A 25,632-nucleotide genomic window follows, 5' to 3' on the forward strand; every position below is an offset into this window, starting at 1 on the left:
GGATGAAGAAGGGCGCGGATCGCTCCGCGCCCCGGTTGTTTCGGTCGATCAGCCCCGCGGACGGGTCGTCGGGTGAATGCCGGCTTCCTGCGCCTCGATGCCCGCCTCGGTCTGGCCTTCCAGATCGTCGCCGACATTGTCGTCGCGAAGGGTGTCGAGATGCATGAGCCGCTTGATCAGTGGGCTGACGACGAGCACGGCCACACCGACGCCGACCGCCGTCCAGCCGACGGTGGAGTAGACGCCGAGCACCACTTCCTTGCCGGTTTCCTCGCCCACGCCTTCGGCGCCCGTGGCAGAAGCGATCAGACCGGCGACGTAGTTGCCGGTGGCGGAGGCGAAGAACCACACGCCCATGATCAGGCTCGCCATCTGTCGCGGCGCCAGCCGGTTCATCGCGCTGAGCCCCACCGGCGACAGGCAAAGCTCGCCGGTCGTGTGCAGCAGGTAGATCAGGAAGATGAAGATCACCGGCGTGGGCACGTCGACGCCGACCGAATTGGCGCCCAGGACGAGCACCAGGAAGCCGAGGCCGACCTGCACCACGCCGAGGCCGAATTTGAATGGTGTCGAAGGCTCCAGCCCCCGCCGGCCCAGCGCGGTCCAGATGGTGGCGAACACCGGTGCAAGCAGGATGATGTAGATCGCGTTGACCGACTGGAACATCGAAGCCGGAACGCCCGAGCGGTCGACGTGGCGGTCGGTGAACAGGTTGAGCGAGGAACCCGCCTGCTCAAACAGCGCCCAGAAGATGATCGAAACGATGATCATGAACATTGCGGCCAGGATGCGGTCGCGCACTTCGTCGGCACGGGTGATGCACTGCTGGATGATGATGGCGATCAGGCCGGCGACCCCGACCAGCATTACGATCTCGCCCAGGCCGGTGCCCGACGAAGCCAGGAACATGCCAGCGGTGAGAAGCGCCGCCAGGGCGATGAACGCGTTTGCGGCGATCGAGGGCGCCTTGGCGTAGCTCCCGTATGGCAGGCTGAACGTGGCGACGAACAGCACGTAGCTGACCAGGATCGCGCCGAACGTGCCGAGCAGGACCCCGACGAGCGCCTGGTTCTGGACCATGAACCAGCACAACGCGACCATCACCAGGCCAACGCCATAGAACAGGAACTCGCGGCGGATACCGCCGGCGCGCTCGCGCAGGTACTGCGGGTCCTTCGGCTCGCCCTGCCCCATGAGAAGCGGCTTGCCGAGAACGAAGAAGATCAGGCCGATCAGCATGCCGAAGCCGGCGAGCCCGAAACCGTAGGCCCAGCCATAGGTCTGACCGAGATAGCCGCAGATCAGCGAGGCGGTCGCGGCGCCGACGTTGATGCCCATGTAGAAGATCGTATAGGCGCCGTCGCGGCGCACGTCCGTGCGGGCGTAGAGCTGGCCGACGATCACCGAAATGTTGGCTTTCAGGAAGCCCGAGCCGACGATGATCAGCGCCAGCGCGAGCCAGAAGACGTTGATCATCGGGTTGGTCTGCCCCGAGGCGCCGTCGCCCTCGAATGCCATGAAGAAGTGGCCGAATGTTAGCAGCACGGCGCCGAACAGCACCGCCTTGCGCTGGCCCAGGTACTTGTCCGCCAGATAGCCGCCCACGACCGGGGTGATGTAGACCAGCGCGGTATAGGCGCCGTAGATGACGGAAGCTTCGCTGTCGGTGAAGAGCCAGTGCTGGACCAGATAGAAGATCAGCAGCGCACGCATGCCGTAGTAGGAGAAGCGCTCCCACATCTCGGCGAGGAACAGCAGGAACAGCCCTTTCGGGTGACCGGCGAATTCGGGTTGCGGGCGCGTCACGACATAGGTGCCGCCTAGCAGGAAGATCGCGAGTACGACCACCGCCCCCCAGAAAATAATGAGTTCGAAAGACATCGGCCTGCGGCCTCCCCATCAATTTTTTTGGCAGAGCATCCCGTGCTCCGATCAGGGCGCGCACACTAACGCCTCAATCCGGCTTGTGAAGCGCTAGTTTCACGGGAAACCGTTGCAACCATCGGGGGTTGCACGAACATCGGGAACCTTGCGCGCCGCGCTGTATTATGTCACTGATGCACCTTGAGCTGCGCCGCCGCGCGCGAGGACCGATTACGCAATGACCCAGCAGAGCCGTCCCGTCTATCTCAAGTTGCGCGACCAGATCGCCGCGGCGATCATCGAGGGTGTCTATGCCGAAGGGGAAATGCTGCCGTCCGTCCGGGCCTTCGCGGCGGAACAGGGCGCCAATCCGCTGACGGTCGCCAAGGCCTATCAGCAGTTCCAGACGGACGGTCTGGTCGAGGTGCAGCGCGGGGTCGGGATGTACGTCGTCCCCGGCGCCGCGGAAAAGCTGCGGCGCAGCGAGCGCGAGCAATTCCTCGCCACGGAATGGCCCGAGCTCAGGACCCGCATGAAGCGGCTCGGCATCGATCCGGCGGAGCTTCTCGCGCATAACTGATGCGGCGCACCCCTGTTAAGACGCGCGGATTCGCGTCGCGATTGCGCGAATGATGCACATCTGGCATTGGAAATTTCCCAGGGTCGCACTAGGCTGCCGCGACGGCGGCGTTGCAAATCAGGGCCTTGCACGCCCGCTGGATTAGCCGGGCCGCTGGCCGGGAGGGTTAGGAATGATACGATCCGAACTGCTGCAGGCTCTGGCCAAGGACAATCCCGAGCTGCGCGCCGAGGAGGTCGAGCAGGTGGTCGACATCTTCTTCGAAGAGATCGCCGCGCGCCTGGCGGAAGGCGGCCGGGTCGAGCTGCGTGGTTTCGGCGCCTTCTCCACCCGCGAGCGGCAGGCCCGGACCGGACGCAACCCGCGTACCGGCGCCCCGGTCGACGTGCCGGCCAAGCGGGTGCCGTACTTCAAGCCCGGCAAGGAAATGCGCGAGCGTCTCAACACCGATTGACGCCCCGCGCGCCGGGGCCGAGGTGACCGATGGCGGCCGAACCGGCCGCGGTGCGCGGGCGTGGCGGAATGGTAGACGCCGGGGACTTAAAATCCCCTGAGCTTTGCTCGTGCGGGTTCGAGTCCCGCCGCCCGCACCAGATCGTCCGCCGCGTCGTTTCCGCGCTCGGCGCATACCACCATTTGGTGAGTTACGCCCCGGTCCATGCCGGCGATGGTCCCCTCCCAGAGTTGGGGAGAGCCACATGACCGATGACCGCCTGAACGCCCTCGAAGCCCGCCTGGGTGCCGTGGAGGACGAACTGGCCATCCTCCGCCTGCTTGCTACGTACGGCCCCCTGGTCGACAGCGGCTGCGCGGAAGAGGCGGCGGAGCTGTGGACCGAGGACGGGGTCTACGAACCCGGTGGCGTCGGCGCGATGGCGGGGCGGCCAGCGATCGCTTCGCTCTACAGCATGGACCGACACCGCGAACTCGTCGGGCGCGGATCGATGCACCACACGGCCCTGCCGAAGATCGTGCTGGATGGCGATCGCGCCGAGGCCGTCGGCTATTCGTTCGTGGCGGAGAACGCGGGCGCCGGCTTCTCGCTCTGGCGCGCCTCGATCAACCGCTGGCTGCTGCGCCGCACGGCCGAAGGCTGGCGCATCGTCGAGCGCCGCAACCGCGTGCTCGACGGGTCGGACGAGGCGCTCGCACTTCTGAAAAGCGCGCGCTGACGGCCGGTCCGACGCCGGCTTTCCGAACCGGACCGGCCGTCCCGTGGTTAGCCCCGTCTTTACCCTTAGGCCGGTGGTAACCATTTACCGATAAAGGCCTGTCAGTCGGGCGGGGCGGCGGTTCGCGTGGGACCCTGCTTTCGAAAGGCAACGATGGAACAGTCGGCAGGCAACACTGCGATGAACGACGGCCCGATCGCGGAAGAGCGCGCTGCACCGCGCTTCACGCTGCTCATCCGTTCGGCCAAGCTCATTGCGCCCGAGGGCCAGTTCCTGTGCGTGATCCGCGACGTTTCGGCGACCGGCGTCAGCCTGCGCGGGTTCCATCCGCTTCCCGAGGGCGAGCCACTGCTGCTCGAACTCCAGACGGGCGACCGGCTGGGAATCGAGCGCGTGTGGAGCCGCGGGCTCGACTCAGGCTATCGTTTCGCCGCCCCGGTCGAAGTCAGCAACGTGATCGCCGAAACCGGCGAATATCCCAAGCGGCCGCTGCGGCTCGATCTCGATCTGCCGCTCGATCTCCAGTGGGGCGGGGAGCGGGTCGAGGCCGATCTCGTCAACCTGTCGCAGCAGGGCGCACGCATCGAATGCGCGCAGTTCCTGGCGATCGGCCAGCCGCTATGGCTGATGTCCGACCGCTTGCCCGAGATTGAGGCCAAGGTCCGCTGGCGCGATGGCGATCGCTACGGCCTGACATTCGACACCACGTTCAACTTGCGCGAATTCGCGCTGCTCGCGGCGCGGCTGCAATGCCCGCGCCTGCTCGCCGGGCAATCGCAGGGGTGACTGGCTAGAAGGTGGTGACTTCCACCTCCAGCTTGCGGAAGCCGTGAACGAAGTTCGCACGCACCCGCTCGACATCGCCGGCGACATGCACGCGCAGCCGGCGCTTGTGCATCTCCTCCAGCAGCACGCGTAGCTGCAGCTCGGCCAGACGCGCACCGACGCAGCGGTGGATGCCGTAGCCGAACGCAAGGTGCCGCCGGGCGTTCTCGCGCGTGATGTCGAGCTTGTCGGGATTCTCGAACACTTCCTCGTCGCGGTTGCCCGACAGATACCACAGCACCAGCTTGTCGCCGGCCTTCACCTGCTCGCCGAACAGCTCGGTATCTTCGGTGCAGGTGCGGCGCATGTGCGCCAGAGGGGTCTGGTAGCGGATGCATTCCTGGACCGCGTTGGGGATCAGGTCTGGGTTCTCCTCGAACAGCTTGCGCTGGTCGGGGAACTTGTCGAAGCCGTGGATGATTCCGCTCATCGTGTTGCGGGTGGTGTCGTTGCCGCCGACGATCAGCAGCACCAGATTGCCCATGAATTCCTGCGGGCTCATCTGGTTCATCGCCGGCGAGTGGATCATCATGGAGATCAGGTCGGGGCCGGGTTCCTTGTTCGCCCGCTCGGCCCAGAGCGTCTGGAAGTAGGCCGCCATCTCGCGCAGAATCTCGTGCCGCAGCTCGTCGAGATCGCGCACCATGGCGAGTTCGGTATCGCCCGCCCAATCGGACCAGAAGGTCAGCAGGCGGCGATCCTCCCACGGAAAGCCGAACAGGATCGCGAGCATTCCGGTGGTGAGCTCGATGGAGACCTTGTCGACCCAGTCGAACACTTCGCCGCGCGGCAGCGAATCGAGCAACTCGCCGGTGCGGTGGCGGATATCGTCGTCCAGCCGCTTCATCTCGGCCGGCGTGAAGGCGGGGGCGACGGTGCGGCGCTGGCCGGTGTGCTTGGGCCGGTCCATCGCGATGAACATCGGCAGTTCGAACCGCTCGCGGCCCTGCGCGGCGAGCTGCTCCTCGTCCAGCTTGTTGAGGATCGTTATCCCGCCATGTTCCCAGCTCGAGGAGAACAGCTCGGGCAGCGCCTCGACATGGCCGATCGCCTTGTGGCTGACGACGTTCCAGTACGGTCCTACCGGGCTTTCGTCGACCCAGTGCAGCGGCCCCTTGGCGCGCATCTCGGCGAAGATCGGCTGCCAGCGGTCCTCGAAATAGATGTCGCTACGGCTGACGTCATAGGGGTGCGTGTGGGTCCACTTGACCTCGGGATGCTCGGCGAGGTGCGCGCGCAGCGCGTCGACCGCGATCGGCGAACGGCGATAGGTTGCAGGCTGCTGGGCGATCTGCGTTGCCATGGGCTCTCTCTCCTCCGCCCGCATGTCTTTCGCGCATTTGCGTGGCGTCCGGGACATCCTGCCCTTGCTTACCGGGATGTCAATAGTGCGTTGCGATTTGCGACTTATCTCTGCGGCGGGCCGTCGAAGCCCGCGTGAGCACGGCGTTCTGCCTTGAAACCGTCATCCCAGCGAAAGCTGGGATCGCAGGCCGCCTGTCGGACTTTAGGTGCACACGATCCCAGCTTTCGCTGGGATGACGGTAGATCTCGGCCTAGCTTGCTCCAGGCTCGGCCACACGCTGCCAGAACCGCCGCTTCTTTGCCTGCGCCGGTCCCGACTTCATCACGCGCTTGCGGAAGAGCCGCGCGCCCAGGCGTACGAACAGCGCCACCGCCGCGATCTGCCAGACGATCGCGAGCGCGTGGGGCCAGAGCGCCGGTTCCTGTGCGGCGCGCGCGATCATCGCGTAGGGCGAGCTGAGCGGGAACGCGATCGCGAACAGCTCGACCGGCGATCCCGGGTCGGTCATCGCGTAGCTGGCGAGGAAGAACACCAGGAGCTGGAGGATCGTCGCCGGCATCGACAGGGTCTGCACGTCGCGCACCGTCGGTGCCATCGATCCGATTGCGAGGAAGATCGAGCCGATCAGCAGATAGGCCATCGCGAAATAGACGAGGAACAGCACGGCAAAGGCCGGCCAGCCGATCGCCGGCGCCGGCATCTGCTCCAGCAGGTTGCCGGCGAGCGCGATCGCGCCGCCGACGCCGCCCCACACCGCGATGCCGACGAAGCTCAGCGCGAGCATCGCGAACAGCTTGCCGAAGAAGACCGCGTCCATCGGCACGGCGGCGGCGAGGATCTCGATGATCTTGTTGGCCTTCTCCTCGACAAGGTTGGACATGACCATGCCCGCCAGCAGCATCGAGAGGAGGAACAGCAGCGTCACGGCGGCCGAGGCGGTGGCAGCGTTGGCGCTGCGTTCCTGCGCCACGCTCGTCGCCGTCGGCACGAGCGCGACTTGCGGATAGTCTGCCGCGCCCGCAGACCGGGCTTCGGCCGCGACCAGCGCGACCGGCCCCCGCCAGCGTTCGATACGGTCCTCCGTTCCGCTCAGGCGCGGGGCGGCCAGGGTGCCGCTCAGCACCGCGCCGAGGTTCCGCTCGCTGTCGCCGAGCAGCACGCCGGCGTCGTCCGCTGTGCCGGGTTCGACCGTCTCGATCTCGGGCAGGTCGACGAGATCGGCGAGATGCGCATGCGCCGCGGTGAAGGCCGCCGAGTCCGCAGGCGCCATCGCCACGGCCAGCCGCGGGTTGTCGGCGCTACGGATCGCCTGCGAGCTCAGCAGGCTGGCGACCCCGCCGATCGCGAGGAAGAACAGCGGGCCGAGCAGGAAGAACAGGAACGACTTGCTGAACAGGATCGCGGTGAAGTCGCGCCGCGCGACCACGAAAGCCGCGCGGGCCAGCGGAAGACGCGCTTTCTTCCGCGAATCGGCCGGGCTCATTGCACGGCCTCCGCCGGGCTCTGCTCTGCCAGCGCGCGCGCCGCGGCCTCGCCGGCGATGTCGACGAAGGCGTCGTGCAGCCCGGCGCGCTCGATCGAGAGCGACAGGATGCCCGCCTCGCCTTCGATCAGCGCGCGCAGCAGCGGCTCGATGCCCGTTTCGGGCAGGGCAAAGTACCAGTAATCGCCCTCGCGCCGCGCGTCGGCGGGGAGCGCGTCGCGCCAGCGGCCTTCGCGCGCGCGGGTTTCCAGGCGGACCTGCGCCGGGATGCGGTCGCGCGCGGCGTCGACCGATCCGGCGTAGGGGACCTTGCCGGCGGCGATGATCGCCACTTGCTCGCACAGGCGCTCGGCGTGGGCGATCACGTGGGTCGAGAAGATTACCGTCGTGCCCTCTGCCGCGAGATTGCGGATCAGGGCCTCCAGCTTGCCCTGGTTGATCGCGTCGAGACCGGAAAACGGCTCGTCGAGGACGACCAGCCGTGGGCGGTGGACCAGCGTGCCGAGGAGCTGGACGGTCTGCGCCATGCCTTTCGAAAGCTGGCGGATCTGCTTGTCGGCGGCATGGCCGAGGCCGTGACCGTCGAGCAGCTCGCGCCCGCGGCGGCGCCCTTCGGCGAGTGGCACGCCGCGCAGCGCGCCCATGAAGGCGATCGCCTCGACCGCTTTCATCGCCGGATAGAGCCCGCGCTCCTCGGGCAGGTAGCCGATCAGCCGCGCGATGTCGTGCGGATCGTCGCGGCCGAGCACGCGGCGCACGCCCTCGTCCGGGTCGATGATCCCCAGCAGCATGCGCAGCGTCGTCGTCTTGCCCGCGCCATTGGGGCCGAGAATGCCGTAGATCGCGCCTTCGGGCACGGTCAGGTCGATCCCGTCGACCGCGGTGGTGCCCTCGAACCGCTTGACCAGGCCGCGGGCCTCGATCGCCGGCGGCCGGCGGGCCCCCGCGGTATCGTTGCTCGCCGTGAGCGGATCGCCTAGCGCGGTGTCCATGCCCGGCAGGTAGCGTCCGGGCCTATGCAGGAGCAAGTCAAAGCGTGGCCGACGCGCGAGAAAACGACCCGCTGCGCGAGGACCTGATTGCCGAGGCCCAGCGGCTGGGCTTCGTCGCGGTCGGCATCGCGCCGGCCGTGGACGATCCGCTGCGCGCGCGGCGGCTCTCCGAATGGATCGCGGCCGGACATCACGGTTCGATGGGCTGGATGGAGGATCGCGCCGAGGTGCGGCAGGGGCCGCAGTCGATGTGGCCCGAGGCGAAGAGCGTGATCGCCCTCGGCATGAGTTACGCGCCGGAAGACGACCCGCTGGCGTTGGCAGAGGCGCATGATCGCGCGCGAATCTCGGTCTATGCGCAGGGGCGCGACTATCACGACACGGTCAAGAAGGCGGCCAAGGCGCTTGCGCGATGGCTGGTGGCGCGCGAGCCGGGGGCGGAGCTCAAGGTCTTCGTCGATACCGCGCCGGTGATGGAAAAGCCGCTCGGGCAGATGGCCGGGCTCGGCTGGCAAGGCAAGCACACCAATCTCGTCAGCCGCGAGCACGGCAACTGGCTGTTCCTCGCCGCGATTTACACCACCGTGGACCTCGCGCCCGACGCGCCGCACTCCGACCGCTGCGGCTCCTGCCGCGCCTGCCAGGATGCCTGCCCCACCGCGGCCTTCCCGGAGCCTTACCGGCTCGATGCGCGCAGGTGCATTTCGTACCTCACCATCGAGCACAAGGGGCCGATTCCGCACGAGTTCCGCAAGCCGCTGGGCAACCGCATCTACGGCTGCGACGATTGCCTGGCGGTGTGCCCGTGGAACAAGTTTGCCGATGCCGCCGCACGCAATCTCGCCTTTCTGCCGCGCGCCGAACTGATGGCGCCGCGGCTCGCCGAACTGCTTGCGCTCGACGATGCCGGATTCCGCCAGCTCTTCTCGGGCTCGCCGATCAAGCGCATCGGGCGCGACCGCTTCGTGCGCAACTGCCTGATCGCGGCCGGCAACAGCGGGGATGTCGGATTGATCGATCAGGTTGCCGAGTTGACCGGCGATCCCGATCCCGTCGTCGCCGAAGCCGCGGAATGGGCGCTGGCTGAACTCAGACCAGCGCCTTGAGCGAAATCTCGGTGTCGGCAAGTGCCTCGCGCTCGGGCTTGGTGCCCGCTTCGACCAGCTTGCGCCCTTGGACGTAGTCCTTGGTCGCGTTGACGCAGTCGAGCGCGATCACACGGCCTTCCTTGAGATAGACGATCGAGAACTTGCGCTCCGCCGGGTCGCCGCGCAGCACCGTCTCGTCGTGATCGATCGAGAGGCCGACGGTCTGCAGGCGCAGATCGTACTGGTTCGACCAGAACCACGGCACGGCGTCGTAGGGCTGCGGATTGCCGCAGATCGCCTTAGCCGCGGTGGTCGCCATGTCGTTGGCGTTCTGGACCGATTCGAGCCGGATCACGGCGCCAGCGGCATAGCGATTGGCATGCGCGGCGCAGTCGCCGATGGCATAGATGTCGGGCAGCGAGGTACGGCACAGTTCGTCCACGTCGACGCCGTTCGCACCTGCCGCACCTGCGGCGATCAGCGGTCCGACCGAGGGCACGATCCCGATCCCGACCACCACCAGGTCTGCGGGAATGACCTCGCCGCTCCCGAGAGCCACCCCGGTCACCCGTTCGCCGTCACCCTCGATCCGGTCGACCGCCGCTTCGAGGCGCACGTCCACGCCGTGCGCGCGGTGCTCCTTTTCGTAGAAGCGCGAAAGCTCCTCCCCCGCGACGCGCGCGAGGACGCGCGGCAGCGCTTCGACCAGCGTCACCTCGCAGCCGAGCTTGCGCAGCACGGCTGCCGCCTCGAGCCCGATGTAGCCGCCGCCGACCACCACCGCGCGGCGCGCCCCTGCCTCCAGTTCCGCCATCATCCGGTCGACGTCGGCGCGGGTGCGGACCGAGTGGACGCCGGCGAGATCGGCGCCCGGGCAGGAGAGCCGCCGCGGATCGCCGCCGGCCGCCCAGATGAGTTGGCCGTAACCGACACGGCTTTCGTCGGAGAGCACGATCTCGTGCGCCGCGGCGTCGACCGCTACGACAGCGGTACGCAGGTGCAGTGCGATGTCCTTGTCGGCCCAGAATTGCGGCGGGCGGATGCAGATCCGCTCGAACGGCTTCTCGCCGGCGAGGTACTCCTTCGACAGCGGCGGCCGTTCGTACGGCGTTTCGCTGTCGCGCCCGATCATCGCGATCGAGCCGGCAAATCCGTTCTGGCGCAGGGCAATGGCGGCTTGCGCGCCGCCATGCCCCGTACCGACGATCACTATGTCAGCGCGTTCCATGCCCGGCGGGATTTGGGCAAATACGCTGCCGGGTCAACCCTCGCCTGGGGGTATGCGGAGACGGATCCCGGCTAACGCCCGAGCAAATTGCGCGCCTGGCTCGCGATCTGGGCCAGCATCGCGGGGGAGACCTCGCCCAGCGTCTGAGCTCGCCCAATCATGGAACGGAACTGCCGGATCGCCCCAGAATGCTCGTCCGCCCAGTTGGCGACCGCGCCGAGCGGATCGTTCTTGATCCCTTTGCGGCGCGAAAGCCGACGCAGGAAGTCGAGCCGCATCTGCTGGAAATCGCGCGAAAGACCCGCCACGAGCAGCCGTTCCCAGACGTCCGACGGGTTCATCAGAGCCGAAGTGCTCTGCGCCCAGTCGAGACCGATGCGCGCGCCCAGATCGGTGAACGCCGCGGTCAGCGCGCGCGCGTCGATATCGGCGGTTCGGGACAGCGACGCGAGACCGATCGCACCGTCGAGATCGTAGAGATGCGTGACCTGCCCGGCGAGTTTTTCCGGAGCGCCCATTTCGACGAATTCGGCCTTGAGCCTGTCCGATTGCCTGCGCGACGCCTCGGTCAGCAATTCGTCGGTGCCGGTGGAGAGCTGCGCGACGCGCTTCTGCAGGCTTTCGATCAGTTCGCTCGGCGGCAAGGTGCTGGCGCCGACCCGGATGAGATCAGCCATCTGGCTCCGCAACGCGCCTGCGGTGTGGCGGAACAGGTAGAGCCGCGCGTCTTCGGGCATGCTCGCCGTTTCCAGCTCCGCCCACAACGCGCCGACGTTGAACAGCTTGGCGGCCACGACGAAGGATGCGGTGACGTCGGCGAGGCCGACGCCTTCTTCCTCCGACAGTTCGAAGGGATGAACGAGCCCCATCCGGTTGACGAACAGGTTGGCGAGCGAAGTCGCGATGATCTCGCGGCGCAACTGGTGACCCTCGATTTGGCGCTTGTAGGTCTTGCGCATGGCCGACGGGAAATAGTCGAACAGCAAATCGGTGAGACTGGGGTCGTCGGGCAGCGACGTCTGCTCGATCGCATCCTGTAGAACCAGCTTCGTGGACGACAGGAGCACGGCGAGTTCCGGCCGTGTCAAACCGATGCCTTCGCCCGCGCGCCGGGCCAGGCTTTCGTCCGTGGCCAGACCTTCGGTCTGCCGGTCGAGTGCGCCCCGGTCTTCCAAGGCCTCGATCAACTGCAACTGAGTGGCGACAGCGGGCGCCCCGCCAGCTTCGGCGATCGACAGTGCCAGCGCCTGAAGCCGATTGCTCTCCAGCACGAGACTGGCGACTTCGTCGGTCATCGATTCGAGCAGGGCATTGCGCTTCTTCGTGGACAATTTGCCCGTTCGCACCGCCGCAGCGAGCGCGATCTTGATGTTGACCTCGTTATCCGAGCAATTCACGCCTGCGGCGTTATCGATGAAGTCGGTATTGATCCGGCCTCCGCGGAGTGCGAATTCGATCCGCCCCGCCTGCGTCGTGCCGAGGTTGGCACCCTCGCCGATGACCTTGGCCCGCACTTCGGCGCCGTTAACACGCAAGCCGTCGTTGGAGGGGTCGCCCACCTGAACGTTGTTCTCGAGGCTGCTCTTCACGTAAGTGCCGATGCCGCCGAACCATATGAGATCGACCTCGGCCTTGAGGATCGCCGAGATCAGCGCCTCAGGCTCGAGCTCCTTTTCGTCGACCTCGAGCAGCTTGCGTATCGCCGCCGAAAGCGGGATGCGCTTCATCGAGCGCGAGAAGACGCCACCGCCCTTCGAGATCAGCGCCTTGTCGTAATCCTCCCAGCTCGAAGCCGGCAGATCGAACAAGCGCTTGCGCTCCTTCCAGCTCGCGGCCGGGTCGGGATCGGGATCGATGAAGATGTGGCGGTGGTCGAACGCGGCCACGAGTTTGATCGACTTGGACAGCAGCATGCCGTTGCCGAACACGTCGCCCGACATGTCCCCGCAGCCTGCGACCCGCACAGGCTCGCTCTGCACGTCGATGCCCATTTCACGGAAGTGCCGCTGGACCGAGACCCAGGCGCCGCGTGCGGTGATGCCCATCGCCTTGTGGTCGTAACCGTTCGAGCCGCCGCTGGCGAAGGCGTCGCCTAGCCAGAAGTCCCGCTTTTGGGCGATCGCATTGGCGACGTCGGAGAAGCGCGCCGTGCCCTTGTCGGCGGCGACCACGAAGTAGGGATCGTCCCCGTCTCGGACGACGACCGCTTCGGGATGGATCACCTTGTCGCCAACGATGTTGTCGGTCACCGACAGCAGCGTGCGGATGAAGATTTCGTAGCTTGCCTGGCCTTCCGCGGCCCATGCGGCGCGGTCCTTGTCGGGCGGAGGGAGCTGTTTGGGGTAGAATCCGCCCTTGGCGCCGGTGGGCACGATGACCGCGTTCTTGACCCGCTGCGCCTTCATCAGGCCGAGAATCTCGGTGCGGAAGTCGTCGCGCCGGTCCGACCAGCGCAGGCCGCCGCGGGCGATCGGCCCTGAGCGAAGGTGGATGCCTTCGACCCGGCGCGAGTAGACGAAGATCTCGCGCCACGGAATCGGCTTGGGCAGCGCCGGAACGAGCGCCGAATCGATCTTGAATGCCAGCGCTTCCTGCGCCGCGGGGGCGAAGGCATTGGTGCGCAGGATCGCGCGCACGAGCGCGTCGTAGAGACGCAGCAGGCGGTCGTCGTTGATCGCGGCAACGTTCGCGAGGCCCTGTTTGATCGCGGCGGCCGCGTCCTTCTCCGCGACTTCGCGGTCTCCGCCGAACGCAGGGTCGTGGCGCGCGGCGAAGAGTCTCGCGATCGCGCGAGTGACCGTGGGCGCCCGGTCGAGCGCGTCGACCACAGTGTAGATCGTGAAGCTGACGCCCGCCTGCCGCAGATAGCGATAGAACGCGCGCAGCAGGTTCGCCTCATCGGCACCCAGCCCGGCGCCGATCACGAGGCGGTTGAACGGATCGTCCTCCGCGCGGCCGTTGAGCACGGCGGCGATCGCCTGTTCGATCGCGTCCGCACGCGCGAGCAGCGGCGCGGCGGTGTCGCCTTCCGGCAATGCCAGCGTGAAATCGTGGATCGTGCCCAGCCGCCCCTCGTCGAGCGGGGTCGGGATCTCGGCGAGCACGCGGAAGCCGAAGTTCTCCAGCGCGGGCACGGCGTCGGACAGCGGCAGCGCACCTTCGTGCTCGTAGATCTTGAGCCGCAGGTGTCCCTCTGTATCGCCGTCGAGCGTGTAGAGGCGCGCATCGCGCTGCGCGGCGGTTCCGCCCGGCGCGTCGGCGTCGGTCACCGAAAGGTGCCGCATGCGCGCGATATCGCGCGCGGCCTCGGCCGCACCGTACTTGTTGCGATACGGCTGGGGAAACGCCTCGGCGAAGCGGGTCGCGACCGCGGCGGCACGACCGGCTTCCATCTGTTGGGCGAGCTCACTCTCGACCGCTTCGGCCCAGCCGCGCAGCATGATCTGGAGACGCGTCTCGAGCTCCCGCTCGGGCGTCGCGACTTCGCCGCCGCGCAAGTCGAGGACGAAGCGCAGCATGGCGAGATTGCCGCCTTCGACCTGCAGGCTCCAGTCGATCAGGGTCGCGCCCGCGCCTTCCTCGAGCAGTTCCTGGATGCGCAGCCGCACCTGGGTCGCGAGCATGTCGCGCGGCATCCATACGAAGGCGAAGAGATGCCGGGCGAGCGGCGCCTCGACCAGCGCGAGGCGCGGGCGAGGACGGTCGACGAGGCTCATCATCGCGGTTGCGACACGCTCGATATCCTGGTCCGGGAAACCGATCACGAGATCGTGCGGCAGCGCGGTCAGGGCGTGAACCAGCGCCTTGCCGGCGTGGCCGGCGGCGTCGAAGTCGAACTTCTCCATCAACTCGCTCACCCGCTCGCGCAGCCGCGGAACCTGAGTGGGCGCAGCGGCAAGCGCCGCGCTGGTCCAGACGCCGGCGTGAATCGAAAGCGCCACGAGCTTTCCGTTCTCGCGCAGCGGCACGATGAACAGGTCGAGCGGCACGCGGCGGTGAACGTTGGAAACCCGGTTGGCCTTGATGATGAGCAGCTCACGCCCGTCGTCGGCCGCGCCGAACCATTCGAACGCGCGTTCGTAGGAGGCATCGGCGAGGATCTGCTTGGCGCTCTTGCGGCAGATGCCGAGCAAGTCGGAATGGCTGCCGTCGCGATAGCGGGTGACATGGCCGAGCTGAGTCAGCATGCCGCTTTCGAGCCAGCGCAGGAGGTCGGCGCCCTCGGCATCCTCGATCCGGGCGGCGTCGGCGCGCATGGCTTCGCGCATTTTCGGCCAGTCTGCCACGGCGGCGCGGACGTCGGTCAGCGTCACGCGCAGCGCACGTTCCAGTTCGCGGCGCTGGCGCGCGTCGATGCGCACCGTTTCGACGTAGATCATCGACTCGCGGTGGGTGTCGTCCCCCCGCTCGCCCGCGATTTCCTTCAGCGCGCCTTCGGCATCGCGGCGGACATGGACCACCGGGTGCACCAGCCGGTCGATTGCGAGGCCTTGCGCCGCGATCGTCGCGGCGACCGAGTCGACCAGGAACGGCATGTCGTCGTTGATCAGCGCAATGCGCATGAAGCGGCGCCCGTCGGTGGCCGAGGCAAGCGCGATCGAGACTTCGCCCGGCGCGCGCCGGCTCGCGGTGAGCATGAAGGCGGCGGCTTCGCGCACCTTGTCGGTCGCGAACGGCGTATCGCCGGGCAGCAGCGACTCGCAAATTCGCGCGGTCAGCGCCTCCGTCAGGGCAGAATTGTCGGCCAGCCGGCGGCGGGGTGTGTCGGAAGACGCGGCTGCGTTGGAACCCATCGAAATCGCTCCATCGGGCATCTGTGCCCGGCCACTGCATGCCGCAACGTGCGGCAATAATATTGCGCGCCTACGCCCAAATCGTTCGCGCCGCAAGCCAGCTCGGGCAGCCCCTTTACCACAAGGCGCGCGTCCTCGGCTAACGCATGAGATCGCCCAGCAGTTCGAGCGATCTCACACGCGCTGCCGGGTCGTACGTGGCGCCCGACATCATGATCTCGTCGGCGCCGGTACGGGCCACGAACGCCTCGATCTTGGCCTTGGCCTGCTCGGGCGTTCCGATCGCGGACGCTTCCCCGATGTGATCGAGGATGGCGCGCGCCTGCGGGGGCAGGCTGTCGCGGTATCCGGGCACCGGCGGCGGGAGACGCCCGGGGTTGCCCGTGCGCAGCCGCACGAAGCTCTGCGCCTGGGAAGACGCGATCAGTTCGGCCTCTTCCTCGCTCTCGGCGACGAACACCGTCATCGCGGCCATGACGTGGGGCCGATCGAGCGCTTCGGACGGGCGGAAGTCGCGGCGATAGAGTTCCAGTGCGGCGTCGAGATGAGTCGGCGCGAAATGGCTGGCGAAGGCATATGGCAGGCCGAGCCGCGCGGCGAGCTGTGCACCGAACAGGCTCGATCCAAGCATCCACAGATCCACCTGCGCGCCGAACCCCGGCGTCGCTTTGATCGCCACTTCGGGATCGCCCGTCAGCAGTGCGCGCAGCTCTATCACGTCCTGCGGGAAGAGCTCGGCCGCGCGGTGCAGGTCCTTGCGCAGCGCGCGCTGCAGCTCCGGCCCGGCGCCGGGTGCGCGGCCCAGCCCGAGATCCACCCGCCCCGGAAACAGCGCCGCGAGCGTACCGAACTGCTCGGCGATCACGAACGGGTTGTGGTTGGGCAGCATGATGCCGCCCGCGCCGATGCGGATGGTCGAGGTCGCATGTCCGACATGGGCGATCACGACCGAGGTGGCGCCGCCGGCGATACCCTCCATCGCGTGATGCTCGGCAATCCAGAACCGCTTGCATCCGGCCGCCTCGGCCGCGCGGGCCAGGTCGGCGGTGGCGGCATAGGCCTCCTCCAGCGTTCCGCCTTCGCGCACCGGAACGAGATCGAGAACGGCAAAATCGGTCATGGCGTATCCAACTGGTCGAGATAGGTCTGTGCGGTCGCAGCCGCTTCGCTGCTGGGCGCGGCGTCGATCACCGAGCGCCAGCTCTTGCGCGCGGCGTCGTCGCGGCCGGACATGGCGGCTATGACGCCGGCTTCGAGCCCCACGGCCGCGTCGAGCGGCGCGAGTATGGCCGCACGCTCGATCCTCGCTTGCGCCTCATCGAGGTTCCCGATCCGCCGAGAGAGGGTCGCCGACAGCAGCCAGGCCTGGGCATTCTCGGGCAGCGCCGCGCGCGCCGTGTCGAGCGCGGCTCCGGCTTCGTCGACGCGATCGAGCGCCACCAGCGCAATCGCGCGGTCGATCGCGATCTGGCCGAGAATGGCGTCCTGTCCGGCAGCCCCCTCGCCGCCTGCGGCTTGTGCGTCGACCCGTGCCGCGTCGAGGAGGGCGAGCGCGCCCGCGGGGTCGCCCTGGGCCAGCAGAGCGCCGCCTGCAAGCCCGCCGCGCAGGGCGCGCGCACGGTGGTCTGCGCCCGGCGTGGCATCGCGTGCCAGCAGGAAGGTTTCTGCCGCTTCGCCCTGCTGGCCAAGCTGGGCCTGCGCCACGCCGAGGCACTGCGCCGCATCGCCGCGTTCCCCGCCGCTCGCCGCGGCCAGCCAGGCCTCCGCCTCGCTCGCCGCACCGCCCGGATCCTGCCGCGTGCGGGTGAGGCACTGGGCTAACCGGCTCGTCGGCGGAAGAACCTCGACATAGGCGTTCTGCCGGGCGCGCGTGCGCTCGCGCTGTTCGTAGAGCTCGTCGGGAATCGGCGAAATCGGCTCGGTGGTCGGCATGGGACCGACTTGCAGGAGGAGAACGATGAGTGGGGTCATGAGATGCGGGATCCGATCATTCGGCGGGAAACGAGGCGACCGTTTGCAACAGCAGCGCGATATCCTGCTCGCGGGACAGACGGTGGTCCCCGTCCTTTATCAGCGTCACCTGTACATCGTCGGAACGCAGGGCCTCAGCGGTGCGCAGGCTCACGTCCCACGGCACGTCCGCGTCGCGCTGGCCGTGGAGCAGGCGCACGGGGCAATCGATCGCGATCGTGCGATCGAGCACCCGCAGCGCCTCGGCATCCTGCCAGAACGCGCCATGGGTCGGGGTCGGCTCGGGGCCGTAAGGGTTCTCTTCGTGGATCGTGCGCCCGGCGCGCAGCTCCGCCTTCTGCGCGGCGTCGAAGCCCCAGTCGGAGAAGTCCGGCGCCGCCGCGATACCGACGATGCCCGCCAGCCGCCCGCCCAGCGCTTCGCCCGCAAGGAGCATCAGCCACCCGCCCATCGATGAACCGGCGAGGATCACCGGTTCCGAAATCTTCGTCCCGATCAGGGCGAGCACTTCCTCCCGCCAGCACGAGAGAGTGCCGTCCGCGAAGTCGCCGTCGCTTTCCCCGCAGCCCGAGTAATCGAGCAGCAGGCAGGCGCGTCCGTTGCGGCGGGCCCAGTCGAACACCGCGGTCGCCTTCCCGCCGGCCATGTCGGACATGTAGCCGGGAAGGAACACGATTGCCGGGCCCGCGCCGTCATGCAGGCGAAAGGCGATGCGGCGCCCGTCGGGCATGGCGTGATGCTGGATGTCGCTCATTTCCGAAGCCATGCCCCCTAGATGTGGAGCATGGCAACCGGATCAATAGAGTTCGGGCACGTCGAAAGGTGCAGGCGGCTCTTCGGCGCGGTCGCCGCACGCCGAAAGGACGAGACAGGCGAGCAGCAATGTGGCGATACGCATCATGGCGCCCTCTCAATCCGGCGCGAATATAGCTTCGATCGGCATGTCGAACAATGCCGCGATGCGGAACGCGAGCGGCAGGGAGGGATCGTAGCGGCCGGTTTCGATCGCATTCACGCTCTGGCGGGAGACCTCGAGACGCTGCGCGAGATCCTGCTGGCTCCAGTTGCGCTCGGCCCGCAGGACCTTGAGGCGGTTCTTCATGATTCGGTCCCGGCCCGGTCGCGCCAGCTCATCCAGCACTGTGCGATTCCCATACCGACGGCCCAGACGGGGAAGGTCCACCAGGCGTCGACATGCGGTACGACGCCGAAAGTCTCGAGAAAGCCCCAGAAACTGCCTGCTGCGAGCACAAGACCCAGACCGGCCAGCGAAGCTATGGTCGCGCGGTGGCGCAGGAACTCGTCGTCCTCCTCGATCAGATAGCGGGCCATGGTCCAGATCATCGCGAAGATCGGCAGCACCGGTAGCAGGGCGATCGCGAAGGCGCCCACGCCCGAGAGTTCCATTCGTTCGCTGAGCGTGATCGCGATACCGAGGCCGAGCATGTATCCCAGCGAGGCAATCATGAAACGGCGCGTGTAGCGCGCCACGGCGGGGCTGAGGTGTCCGGTGGTCCGCTGGTGCGCCAGGCCGGCGCGGGTGAGCGGAACGATCAGCAGCATGGCACATGCCATCAGGATGAACCCGGTGGCCTCTCCGATCGCATCGGTGATCCTAAGCGCGGCGATCACGCCGAAGGAGGCGAACATCAGCCCCGCCCAGAACCAGCGCGCGCGGCCGCCGCGCTGGGTGCCTTGGGCGGTCATCCGGCGTTTCCGGTACTGCCGCACCGATTGCCCGTCGTCGCGGCCATGAATGGGAGCGTCAGAACGGCGGCGATGGTGGTCCAGTCGGGCAGGACATCGAGAATGTTGAGAATCCCGACGGCGATCACCGCAAGGGCCCAGAGGTACGGTCGTAAAGTGGTCATGGTCAAGCTCCGTTGCTAGAATGTAAAGCAACCTAGACACTGCTGTGCCGAATGTCAAGCGTCCACGACAATATGGCGTGCAAGCTTGCCATAGCGGCAGCCGGTACACTTGCACGCCAGCGAGGACTTGAACCGTTAACCCTTCGCGGGTATCTCGGCCGCCATGAACGCGCTGCCGATCACGGCCACGACTACCACCACCCGGGCCCTCCGGGGGCGGTCGGTCGCGGTCTGACGCGATCTGTCGCCGCCCGGTTTCGGGCGGTGCGGCGTTCCTCCTGAAATCGTGATCAACATCAACGCCGCTCTTCAAGCGCGGGGCGCGCTGTGCCATGGCGCCCTCAACTGGGCGCCGCCGATAGCGCCGCGCCAAAGGAACGGTACGAAACGATGACGGAACTGCTCAAGATCAGCCTGCCCGACGGTTCGGTGCGCGAGGTCGAGCCCGGGACCACGCCGGCCGATATCGCCGCCGCGATCGGCCCGGGGTTGGCCAAGGCCGCGCTCGCTGCGCGGATAGACGGCGAAGTGCGGGACATCATGCGCCCCTTCGAAGGCGACGCGGAGCTAGCGCTGATCACCGCGCGCGACGAGGAAGACGCGCTCGAACTGGTCCGTCACGATTACGCCCACGTGCTGGCGGAGGCGGTGCAGGCGCTGTGGCCCGGAACGCAGATCACGTTCGGCCCGGCGACCGAGGACGGCTTTTACTACGACGTGAAGGCGCCCGACACGCGCGACCCCTTCTCGATGGACGACCTGCCGGCGATCGAGGAGAAGATGCGCGAGATCATCCGCGCCGACAAACCGTTGCGGCGCGAGGTCTGGAGCCGCCAGGCGCTGATCGAGAAGTGGGAAGCCGAAGGCGAGACCTTCAAGGCCGAATGGGCGAAGGAGCTGCCCGAGGATGAGGAACTGACGGTCTACTGGTCGGGCCCCCCTCACCAAGAAGGTTCCTGGCTCGACATGTGCCGCGGTCCGCACCTCGCCAGCACCGGCAAGCTCGATCCGCAGGCCTTCAAGCTGATGCGCGTCGCGGGCGCCTACTGGCGCGGCGACCAGCGCAACGCGCAGCTTACGCGCATCTACGGAACCGGCTGGCTCAACAAGAAGCAGCTCGACGCGCATCTCCACCGGCTGGAGGAAGCCGCCAAGCGCGACCACCGCAAGCTGGGCCGCGAGATGGACCTGTTCCACTTACAGGAAGAAGCGCACGGCAGCGTCTTCTGGCACCCGCAGGGCTACCGCGTGTGGCGCGAGCTCGAGGCTTACATGCGCCGCGCGATCGACGGCGCCGGCTACCGTGAGATCAAGACGCCGCAGGTGATGGACGCCCGCCAATGGGAGCAGTCCGGCCACTGGGGCAAGTACCGCGAGAACATGTTTGTCATTCCCGACGAGGTGCCGAACGTCGAGGACGAGGGCCCGCTGGTCTCCGACGCGGCGGACTGGATGGCGCTCAAGCCGATGAACTGCCCGGCGCACGTCCTCGTCTTCAAGCAGGGCATCAAGTCCTACCGCGACCTGCCGCTGCGCCTCTACGAGAACGGTTGCTGCCACCGCAACGAGCCGCACGGCGCGCTTCACGGCCTGATGCGCGTGCGCCAGTTCACGCAGGACGACGCGCACATCTTCTGCCGCGAGGACCAGATCGTCGAAGAAGTGCGCAAGTTCTGCGAGCTGGCCGACCGGGTCTACAAGGACTTCGGCTTCACTTACGAGATCAAGCTCGCGCTGCGGCCGGAAAAGCGCTTCGGCAGCGACGAAGTTTGGGACATTGCCGAGGCCGAGCTGCGCGATGCGGTGGAGAAGGCCGGCTTCGCCACCGAGGAATACGGCTGGGGCGAGCTGCCCGGCGAAGGTGCGTTCTATGCGCCCAAGCTCGAATGGCACCTGACCGACGCGATCGGGCGCGTGTGGCAGGTCGGCACGATCCAGTCCGATCGCGTGCTGCCCGACCGGCTCGACGCGAGCTATATCGGGGAGGATGGCGAGAAGCATCGCCCGATCATGCTCCACCGCGCGATCTTCGGGTCCTACGAGCGCTTCATCGGCATCCTGATCGAGCACTTCGCGGGTCGCCTGCCAGTATGGCTCGCGCCGACCCAGGCGGTCGTGGCGACGATCGTCTCCGATGCCGATGCCTACGCGGCGGATACGGTGCGCCGGCTCGAAACGGCCGGGATCCGGGTCGAGGCCGATCTTCGCAACGAGAAGATCAACTACAAGGTGCGCGAGCACAGTCTGGCCAAAGTCCCGCACCTGCTGGTGGTCGGCAAGCGTGAGGCCGATGAAGGCACTGTCGCGGTCCGCACGCTCGGCGAGCAGCAGCAGCAGGTCATGCCGCTCGACGAGGCGATCGCGATGCTTCACGAGGCCGCGACCCCGCCCGACCTGCGGTGAATATCCGCCAGGGATCGCTGGCCGACGTTCCGCGCGCGCTGGAAATCTGGCGCGCGGCGGTCGATGCGACGCATGGTTTTCTGACGCCCGAGGATCGCGTCGAGATCGACCGCATGGTGGCGGAGCAGTTCCTGCCTCAAGCCGATCTCTGGCTGGCCGAAGATGGCGAAGGACGTGTCCTCGGCTTCCTCGTGATGGAGGGTGACGAGATCGATGCGCTGTTCGTCGATCCGGCGGTGCACGGGCGGGGCTATGGCACGGCCCTGGTCGAGCATGCGCTCACCCTGTCGCCACGCGCGACGGTCGAGGCAAGCGAGCAGGCCAGCAATGCACTGCCGTTCTACGAGGCGCGGGGGTTCGTGCGGATCGGACGATCGGAAACCGATCCACAGGGCCGGCCCTATCCGCTGGTTCGGTTGCGCTATGCCGGAGGCAGCGACCGTGGGTCGAGCGACGGATGATCGCCGACTTCACCGTGCTGCAGATCGGAGTGGCGCTGGCGAGCGGGCTCGGCGCCGCGTTCGTGCGCGGCCTGACCGGGTTCGGCATGGCGATCCTGCTGGTGCCGGTGCTCGCGCTGGCACTTACGCCGGTCGAGGCGGTTCTGGTGACCAACACCGTCTCGCTGCTGCTCGGCCTCAGCGAGTTCAGGCGCCTGCGCCAACACGCCGAGCGTTCGGCCTGGATCATTGCGGGGCTGGTTCTTCTCGCGACGCTTCCGGGGCTGGCGGTGCTGTCCGCGACGCCCCCGCCGCTCGCGCGGCTGCTGATCGCACTGGTTGCGCTCTCGGCCTTCGCAGCCATCCTGCTCCCGTCTCGCCCGGCCGATCTTCCGGGTAGGACGACGACCGCGCTGACCGGGCTTTCGAGCGGCTTTCTGACCGGCTTTGCAGGCATGCCGGGGCCACCAGTCGTCCCGTACTACGTCGGGCGCGCGATACCGCGGGCGACCGCGAAAGCGTCGATGATCCTGATCTTCACCTTCGCTTCGGCCGCCGGGCTTGCCTCGGGCGCGCTTCTCGGTGAACTGCACTGGCGCCAGCTTGCGCTTGGCGCACTGCTTCTGCCGGTGGTGCTGCTCGGCAACTGGCTGGGCAGCCTCGCATTCGGCCGGATCGGCGATACCGCGTGGCGGACGTTCGTGGCCGTGGTCCTGGCGGCAGCGGCGATCGCCGCGCTGGTCAAGCTGTTACACGGATAAGCCGGGCAGCGCAGCGTCGGCCGCGATCAGCGCAAGCGCGCATCCCATCACCACGGCCGCCCGCAGCACATCGAGCGCGCGGTGTCCGTGCCTGCGGGCGAAGGCGATCGCATATGCCATGAAGCTCGACGTACGCCGGCGGCAGCTAAGGAAGCGTTAAAGGCGGGATCAAAGCCCCGGCATCTGCTGGCTGGCGCAGTGGAAGCCGCCGCCGCCCGCAAGCACTGCATCGGCGGGAAGGCCTATCGTCGCGCGATCGGGAAACAGCGCGGCGATGGCCGCGACGCCGTCCGCATCGTGGATCGAGCCGAACGTCGGCACCACGACGAGGTTCGTGGTGATCGCGAAGTTGGCGTAGCTGGCGGGCTCGACAAGATCGCCCCGGGTAATGAGCCCGGGCGACGGAATCTCGGCCACCTCGACGCCGAAGGCTTCGGCGCGGCGCTTCGCATCGGCGTAGATCGCGGTGTTGGGATCGTCGCTGCCTGTGGCGCGCGGTAGCGCAAGACGGCCCGGCGCGACAAACCGGGCGAGGTTGTCGACATGCCCGTCGGTATGATCGTTGATCAGCCCGTCGCCGAGCCACAGCACGCGGTCGAAGCCGAGATCGCGCGCGAGCCGTGCCTCGATCTCCTCGCGCGAAAGCTCGGGATTGCGGTTCGGGTTGAGCAGGCACTGTTCGGTCGTGACGACGAGGCCGGTCCCGTCCCCGTCGATCGCCCCGCCTTCGAGGATCCAGTCCGCTCCGACGACCGGGAGCCCCGCTTCGTTCGCGAGCTCGGCACCGATCGTCTGATCACCCTCCATCAGGTACTTGCCGCCCCAGCCGTTGAACAGGCAGCGCAGCGCCGAACCGTCGGTGCGGACGAGCGGCCCGGTATCGCGCAGCCATACGTCGCCGAAGCTGCGCCGCTCGAGCTTGACCGCGCCCGAGACGAGCGAACGTGCCCGCGCCTCGTTCGCCGCGTCGCGTACCAGCAGGCGCACCTCCTGCCCGCTTTCGGCCACCGCGTTGGCGAACGCGGCGATCTGCTCCTGTGCGCGGCCGAGATAGTCCGGCCACTCGTCCGCATCGTGCGGGAAGCCGATCCACAGCCACGCCTGCGGCGCCCATTCGGGCGGCATCGAGATAGCCATCGAAAGTCGCTCCGAATGGGCGTGCGGGGTCAGCAGCCGCCGTCCGCCGCGCAGGCTTCGTCGCGGATGCGGCGGAACTCGTCGCCTTCGCGCCAGTTGGGCCACGAGGTCGACATGCCCAGCATCCGGCCGAGGCGGTAGAACAGGCGCAGGTCCTGCTCGACGCCCGACCAGTCCCAGTTCTCGTCGTACTCGTCGCCGGCCGCATGGTAGGCCGTGTCGCGGTAGCGCGCCTCGTAGGCCGCGCCCGCCTCCGTGCCGCCCTCGACCAGATCCTGCCCGCCGTCGACGTAGAGCATCGGCAGGCCGCGCTTGGCCATGCTGAAGTGGTCGGAACGATAGTAGTAACCGGCCTCGGGCGACGGGTTCGGCGTGCCGACGCGCTCCTCGGCGGTCAGCGCCGCCGTCAGGAAGTCGTCGAGCTGCGACTTGTCGGGTCCCACCACTGTCACGTCCTTTGCCGGGCCCGCGAGGGACAGCGCGTCCATGTTCACCCCGCCCACCGTCTGTTCGAGCGGGAAGACCGGGTTCGCGCCGTAGTATTCGGAACCGAGCAGGCCCTGTTCCTCGGCGGTGACGGCAAGGAACACCAGGCTGCGATCGGCCGGGCCGGCCTTCGCGTGCGCTTCTGCGAGCGCGATAAGGGCTGCGGTGCCGGTCGCATTGTCGATCGCACCGTTGCAGATCTCGTCCTCCTCACCCGGAGCGCAGCGGCCGAGATGGTCCCAGTGCGCAGTGTGAAGCACGTATTCCTCGGGACGCTCGGCACCCGGCAGAACGCCGATCACGTTCTTCGAGGTGAAGGTGCGGGCGTCGTTCTCGAACGCGGTCGACACGGTTGCGCCGAGCGGCACGGGCTTGAAGCCTTTCTTCTTCGCAGCCGCCGAAAGCTCGGCGAGGCTATGTCCGGTCGCCTCGAGGATCTGCTCGGCAACCGCCTTCTGCACCCAGCCGTTCATCACGGTCTGGTCCGCACCGCCATCCGCACGCTGGGCATAGGCCTGCGGGCCCGACCAGCTGTTCTTGACCGTGGTCCAGGGATAGGACGCCGGATAGGTGTCGTGCACGATGATCGCGCCGGTCGCGCCCTGGCGGGCGGCTTCCTCATACTTGTAGGTCCAGCGGCCATAATAGGTCATCGCCTTGCCGTTGAAGGTGCCTTCCAGCGCTTCGGCCTCGTAGTCGGGATCGTTGATCAGGATGACTGCGGTCTTCCCGGTCATGTCGATCCCGGCATAGTCGTTCCAGTTCTTCTCCGGCGCATTGATGCCGTAGCCGACGAAGACGAGTTCGCTGTTCTCGACCTTCGTCGTCGGCGTTTCGCGATAGGAGACGCCGACCCAGTCCTCGCCGAAGTCGAAGTTCATCGTCTCGCCGTCGGCCTTCACCGTCAGCGGCGCGAAATCGCGCCCGGTGATCTCGACCAGCGGCACGTCCTGGAACCAGCTTCCGTTGTTGCCCGGCTCGAGCCCGGCCTTCTCGAACTGCTCGGCGATATAGGCGACCGTTTTTTCCTCGCCCGCGGTGCCGGGCAGGCGGCCTTCGAACTCGTCCGAAGAAAGGATACGGGTCGCTTCCTTCATCGTTTCGATGGAGATTTCGGGCACTTCGATCTCGGGGATGTCGAGCGCCGCGTCGCCCTCGGGCTCGCTTACGGCGACGTTGCACGCAGCGAGCGCCAGCACGGCAGTGGCGGCTAGGATTCGGCGGATCATTTGC

General features: G+C 67.5%; 23 protein-coding genes and 1 tRNA gene. 9 read left to right on the forward strand and 15 right to left on the reverse strand.

All coding sequences use genetic code 11. The features are described from left to right. Positions 1-48: 48 nt before the first annotated feature. Positions 49-1,881: a peptide MFS transporter gene (locus JNO53_RS04610; RefSeq protein WP_203108160.1), complete on the reverse strand. Its 1,833-nt coding sequence runs from the start codon at positions 1,879-1,881 to the stop codon at positions 49-51. A 220-nt stretch (positions 1,882-2,101) separates the two neighbouring features. Between JNO53_RS04610 and JNO53_RS04615 the strand changes: the two genes are divergently transcribed. From JNO53_RS04615 to JNO53_RS04635, 5 genes are all read left to right on the forward strand, one after another. Further along, positions 2,102-2,443 carry a GntR family transcriptional regulator gene (locus JNO53_RS04615; protein WP_203108162.1) on the forward strand — a complete coding sequence of 114 codons (342 nt, stop codon included), beginning with the start codon at positions 2,102-2,104 and terminating at the stop codon, positions 2,441-2,443. Positions 2,444-2,615: 172 nt separating this feature from the next. After that, on the forward strand, positions 2,616-2,897 hold the full coding sequence (locus tag JNO53_RS04620; RefSeq protein WP_119514808.1) for an integration host factor subunit beta: 282 nt from the start codon (positions 2,616-2,618) through the stop codon (positions 2,895-2,897). 54 nt (positions 2,898-2,951) lie between these two features. Then, positions 2,952-3,036, forward strand: a tRNA-Leu gene (locus JNO53_RS04625). Between the two features lie 105 nt (positions 3,037-3,141). Further along, entirely contained in the window at positions 3,142-3,615 is a 474-nt protein-coding gene (locus JNO53_RS04630; protein ID WP_203108164.1) for a nuclear transport factor 2 family protein, read from the forward strand. 153 nt (positions 3,616-3,768) lie between these two features. Further along, entirely contained in the window at positions 3,769-4,401 is a 633-nt protein-coding gene (locus tag JNO53_RS04635; RefSeq protein ID WP_203108166.1) for a PilZ domain-containing protein, read from the forward strand. A 4-nt stretch (positions 4,402-4,405) separates the two neighbouring features. Here JNO53_RS04635 and JNO53_RS04640 read toward each other — a convergent pair whose 3' ends face one another. From JNO53_RS04640 to JNO53_RS04650, 3 genes are all read right to left on the reverse strand, one after another. After that, complete coding sequence (locus tag JNO53_RS04640) at positions 4,406-5,743, reverse strand: cytochrome P450 (protein ID WP_203108168.1); 1,338 nt, start codon at positions 5,741-5,743, stop codon at positions 4,406-4,408. 253 nt (positions 5,744-5,996) lie between these two features. Continuing rightward, on the reverse strand, positions 5,997-7,229 hold the full coding sequence (locus JNO53_RS04645; protein ID WP_203108170.1) for an ABC transporter permease: 1,233 nt from the start codon (positions 7,227-7,229) through the stop codon (positions 5,997-5,999). Beyond that, positions 7,226-8,221: an ABC transporter ATP-binding protein gene (locus tag JNO53_RS04650; RefSeq protein ID WP_203108172.1), complete on the reverse strand. Its 996-nt coding sequence runs from the start codon at positions 8,219-8,221 to the stop codon at positions 7,226-7,228. The genes JNO53_RS04645 and JNO53_RS04650 overlap by 4 nt, the downstream gene beginning before the upstream one ends. 44 nt (positions 8,222-8,265) lie before the next feature. Here JNO53_RS04650 and queG point away from each other — a divergent pair, with 44 nt between their 5' ends. Then, entirely contained in the window at positions 8,266-9,327 is a 1,062-nt protein-coding gene (gene queG, locus JNO53_RS04655) for a tRNA epoxyqueuosine(34) reductase QueG (protein ID WP_203108174.1), read from the forward strand. On the opposite strand, the gene JNO53_RS04660 is transcribed toward queG, so the two are convergent. The 8 genes from JNO53_RS04660 to JNO53_RS04695 form a co-directional block, all read right to left on the reverse strand. Then, positions 9,311-10,537, reverse strand: coding sequence for an NAD(P)/FAD-dependent oxidoreductase (locus JNO53_RS04660; protein ID WP_203108176.1), 1,227 nt, complete (start codon positions 10,535-10,537; stop codon positions 9,311-9,313). The genes queG and JNO53_RS04660 overlap by 17 nt on opposite strands. Before the next feature lie 71 nt (positions 10,538-10,608). After that, entirely contained in the window at positions 10,609-15,330 is a 4,722-nt protein-coding gene (locus JNO53_RS04665) for an NAD-glutamate dehydrogenase (protein WP_203108178.1), read from the reverse strand. Positions 15,331-15,469: 139 nt separating this feature from the next. Further along, entirely contained in the window at positions 15,470-16,450 is a 981-nt protein-coding gene (locus tag JNO53_RS04670) for an LLM class flavin-dependent oxidoreductase (RefSeq protein ID WP_203108180.1), read from the reverse strand. After that, on the reverse strand, positions 16,447-17,301 hold the full coding sequence (locus JNO53_RS04675) for a hypothetical protein (protein ID WP_203108182.1): 855 nt from the start codon (positions 17,299-17,301) through the stop codon (positions 16,447-16,449). Before JNO53_RS04675 ends, JNO53_RS04670 begins: the two co-directional genes overlap by 4 nt. A 16-nt stretch (positions 17,302-17,317) precedes the next feature. After that, on the reverse strand, positions 17,318-18,055 hold the full coding sequence (locus JNO53_RS04680) for an alpha/beta hydrolase (RefSeq protein WP_203108184.1): 738 nt from the start codon (positions 18,053-18,055) through the stop codon (positions 17,318-17,320). A 156-nt stretch (positions 18,056-18,211) separates the two neighbouring features. Further along, complete coding sequence (locus tag JNO53_RS04685) at positions 18,212-18,403, reverse strand: helix-turn-helix transcriptional regulator (protein ID WP_203108186.1); 192 nt, start codon at positions 18,401-18,403, stop codon at positions 18,212-18,214. Beyond that, a complete protein-coding gene (locus JNO53_RS04690) occupies positions 18,400-19,008 on the reverse strand; it encodes a hypothetical protein (RefSeq protein ID WP_203108188.1) in 609 nt (202 codons plus the stop codon). The genes JNO53_RS04685 and JNO53_RS04690 overlap by 4 nt, the downstream gene beginning before the upstream one ends. After that, positions 19,005-19,172 (reverse strand): hypothetical protein, encoded by a 168-nt coding sequence (locus JNO53_RS04695; protein WP_203108190.1) that lies wholly within the window; start codon positions 19,170-19,172, stop codon positions 19,005-19,007. Before JNO53_RS04695 ends, JNO53_RS04690 begins: the two co-directional genes overlap by 4 nt. A gap of 390 nt (positions 19,173-19,562) precedes the next feature. On the opposite strand from JNO53_RS04695, the gene thrS reads away from it, so the two are divergent. Genes thrS through JNO53_RS04710 form a run of 3 tightly spaced genes read left to right on the forward strand, consistent with a single transcriptional unit; the run spans position 19,563 to position 22,776 of the window. Next, positions 19,563-21,575, forward strand: a complete 2,013-nt coding sequence (thrS, locus tag JNO53_RS04700; protein ID WP_203108192.1) for a threonine--tRNA ligase — start codon at positions 19,563-19,565, stop codon at positions 21,573-21,575. After that, positions 21,572-22,036 carry an acetyltransferase gene (locus JNO53_RS04705; protein ID WP_203108194.1) on the forward strand — a complete coding sequence of 155 codons (465 nt, stop codon included), beginning with the start codon at positions 21,572-21,574 and terminating at the stop codon, positions 22,034-22,036. Before thrS ends, JNO53_RS04705 begins: the two co-directional genes overlap by 4 nt. Continuing rightward, entirely contained in the window at positions 22,033-22,776 is a 744-nt protein-coding gene (locus tag JNO53_RS04710; RefSeq protein ID WP_203108196.1) for a sulfite exporter TauE/SafE family protein, read from the forward strand. Before JNO53_RS04705 ends, JNO53_RS04710 begins: the two co-directional genes overlap by 4 nt. On the opposite strand, the gene JNO53_RS15450 is transcribed toward JNO53_RS04710, so the two are convergent. Genes JNO53_RS15450 through JNO53_RS04720 form a run of 3 tightly spaced genes read right to left on the reverse strand, consistent with a single transcriptional unit; the run spans position 22,765 to position 25,628 of the window. Further along, on the reverse strand, positions 22,765-22,896 hold the full coding sequence (locus tag JNO53_RS15450; protein WP_274380861.1) for a hypothetical protein: 132 nt from the start codon (positions 22,894-22,896) through the stop codon (positions 22,765-22,767). The genes JNO53_RS04710 and JNO53_RS15450 overlap by 12 nt on opposite strands. A gap of 48 nt (positions 22,897-22,944) precedes the next feature. After that, positions 22,945-23,913: an agmatine deiminase family protein gene (locus tag JNO53_RS04715; protein ID WP_203108198.1), complete on the reverse strand. Its 969-nt coding sequence runs from the start codon at positions 23,911-23,913 to the stop codon at positions 22,945-22,947. Between the two features lie 29 nt (positions 23,914-23,942). Continuing rightward, positions 23,943-25,628 (reverse strand): M28 family metallopeptidase, encoded by a 1,686-nt coding sequence (locus JNO53_RS04720; RefSeq protein ID WP_203108200.1) that lies wholly within the window; start codon positions 25,626-25,628, stop codon positions 23,943-23,945. Between the last annotated feature and the right edge of the window lie 4 nt (positions 25,629-25,632).

Source organism: Altererythrobacter sp. C41, from assembly GCF_016803135.1.
Lineage (GTDB): Bacteria > Pseudomonadota > Alphaproteobacteria > Sphingomonadales > Sphingomonadaceae > Pelagerythrobacter.

What these genes read in the sequence shown, in the direction of transcription:
- JNO53_RS04615 (WP_203108162.1), top strand. Translation starts at nt 2,102, where the DNA reads ATGACCCAGCAGAGCCGTCCCGTCTATCTCAAGTTGCGCGACCAGATC.
- JNO53_RS04650 (WP_203108172.1), bottom strand. Translation starts at nt 8,221, where the DNA reads ATGGACACCGCGCTAGGCGATCCGCTCACGGCGAGCAACGATACCGCG.
- JNO53_RS04715 (WP_203108198.1), bottom strand. Translation starts at nt 23,913, where the DNA reads ATGGCTATCTCGATGCCGCCCGAATGGGCGCCGCAGGCGTGGCTGTGG.
- JNO53_RS04640 (WP_203108168.1), bottom strand. Translation starts at nt 5,743, where the DNA reads ATGGCAACGCAGATCGCCCAGCAGCCTGCAACCTATCGCCGTTCGCCG.
- JNO53_RS04620 (WP_119514808.1), top strand. Translation starts at nt 2,616, where the DNA reads ATGATACGATCCGAACTGCTGCAGGCTCTGGCCAAGGACAATCCCGAG.
- JNO53_RS04660 (WP_203108176.1), bottom strand. Translation starts at nt 10,537, where the DNA reads ATGGAACGCGCTGACATAGTGATCGTCGGTACGGGGCATGGCGGCGCG.
- JNO53_RS04680 (WP_203108184.1), bottom strand. Translation starts at nt 18,055, where the DNA reads ATGAGCGACATCCAGCATCACGCCATGCCCGACGGGCGCCGCATCGCC.
- JNO53_RS04630 (WP_203108164.1), top strand. Translation starts at nt 3,142, where the DNA reads ATGACCGATGACCGCCTGAACGCCCTCGAAGCCCGCCTGGGTGCCGTG.
- JNO53_RS04610 (WP_203108160.1), bottom strand. Translation starts at nt 1,881, where the DNA reads ATGTCTTTCGAACTCATTATTTTCTGGGGGGCGGTGGTCGTACTCGCG.
- JNO53_RS04670 (WP_203108180.1), bottom strand. Translation starts at nt 16,450, where the DNA reads ATGACCGATTTTGCCGTTCTCGATCTCGTTCCGGTGCGCGAAGGCGGA.
- JNO53_RS15450 (WP_274380861.1), bottom strand. Translation starts at nt 22,896, where the DNA reads ATGGCATATGCGATCGCCTTCGCCCGCAGGCACGGACACCGCGCGCTC.
- JNO53_RS04645 (WP_203108170.1), bottom strand. Translation starts at nt 7,229, where the DNA reads ATGAGCCCGGCCGATTCGCGGAAGAAAGCGCGTCTTCCGCTGGCCCGC.
- JNO53_RS04690 (WP_203108188.1), bottom strand. Translation starts at nt 19,008, where the DNA reads ATGACCGCCCAAGGCACCCAGCGCGGCGGCCGCGCGCGCTGGTTCTGG.
- JNO53_RS04720 (WP_203108200.1), bottom strand. Translation starts at nt 25,628, where the DNA reads ATGATCCGCCGAATCCTAGCCGCCACTGCCGTGCTGGCGCTCGCTGCG.
- JNO53_RS04635 (WP_203108166.1), top strand. Translation starts at nt 3,769, where the DNA reads ATGGAACAGTCGGCAGGCAACACTGCGATGAACGACGGCCCGATCGCG.
- JNO53_RS04665 (WP_203108178.1), bottom strand. Translation starts at nt 15,330, where the DNA reads ATGGGTTCCAACGCAGCCGCGTCTTCCGACACACCCCGCCGCCGGCTG.
- thrS (WP_203108192.1), top strand. Translation starts at nt 19,563, where the DNA reads ATGACGGAACTGCTCAAGATCAGCCTGCCCGACGGTTCGGTGCGCGAG.
- JNO53_RS04675 (WP_203108182.1), bottom strand. Translation starts at nt 17,301, where the DNA reads ATGACCCCACTCATCGTTCTCCTCCTGCAAGTCGGTCCCATGCCGACC.
- JNO53_RS04685 (WP_203108186.1), bottom strand. Translation starts at nt 18,403, where the DNA reads ATGAAGAACCGCCTCAAGGTCCTGCGGGCCGAGCGCAACTGGAGCCAG.
- JNO53_RS04710 (WP_203108196.1), top strand. Translation starts at nt 22,033, where the DNA reads ATGATCGCCGACTTCACCGTGCTGCAGATCGGAGTGGCGCTGGCGAGC.
- JNO53_RS04695 (WP_203108190.1), bottom strand. Translation starts at nt 19,172, where the DNA reads ATGACCACTTTACGACCGTACCTCTGGGCCCTTGCGGTGATCGCCGTC.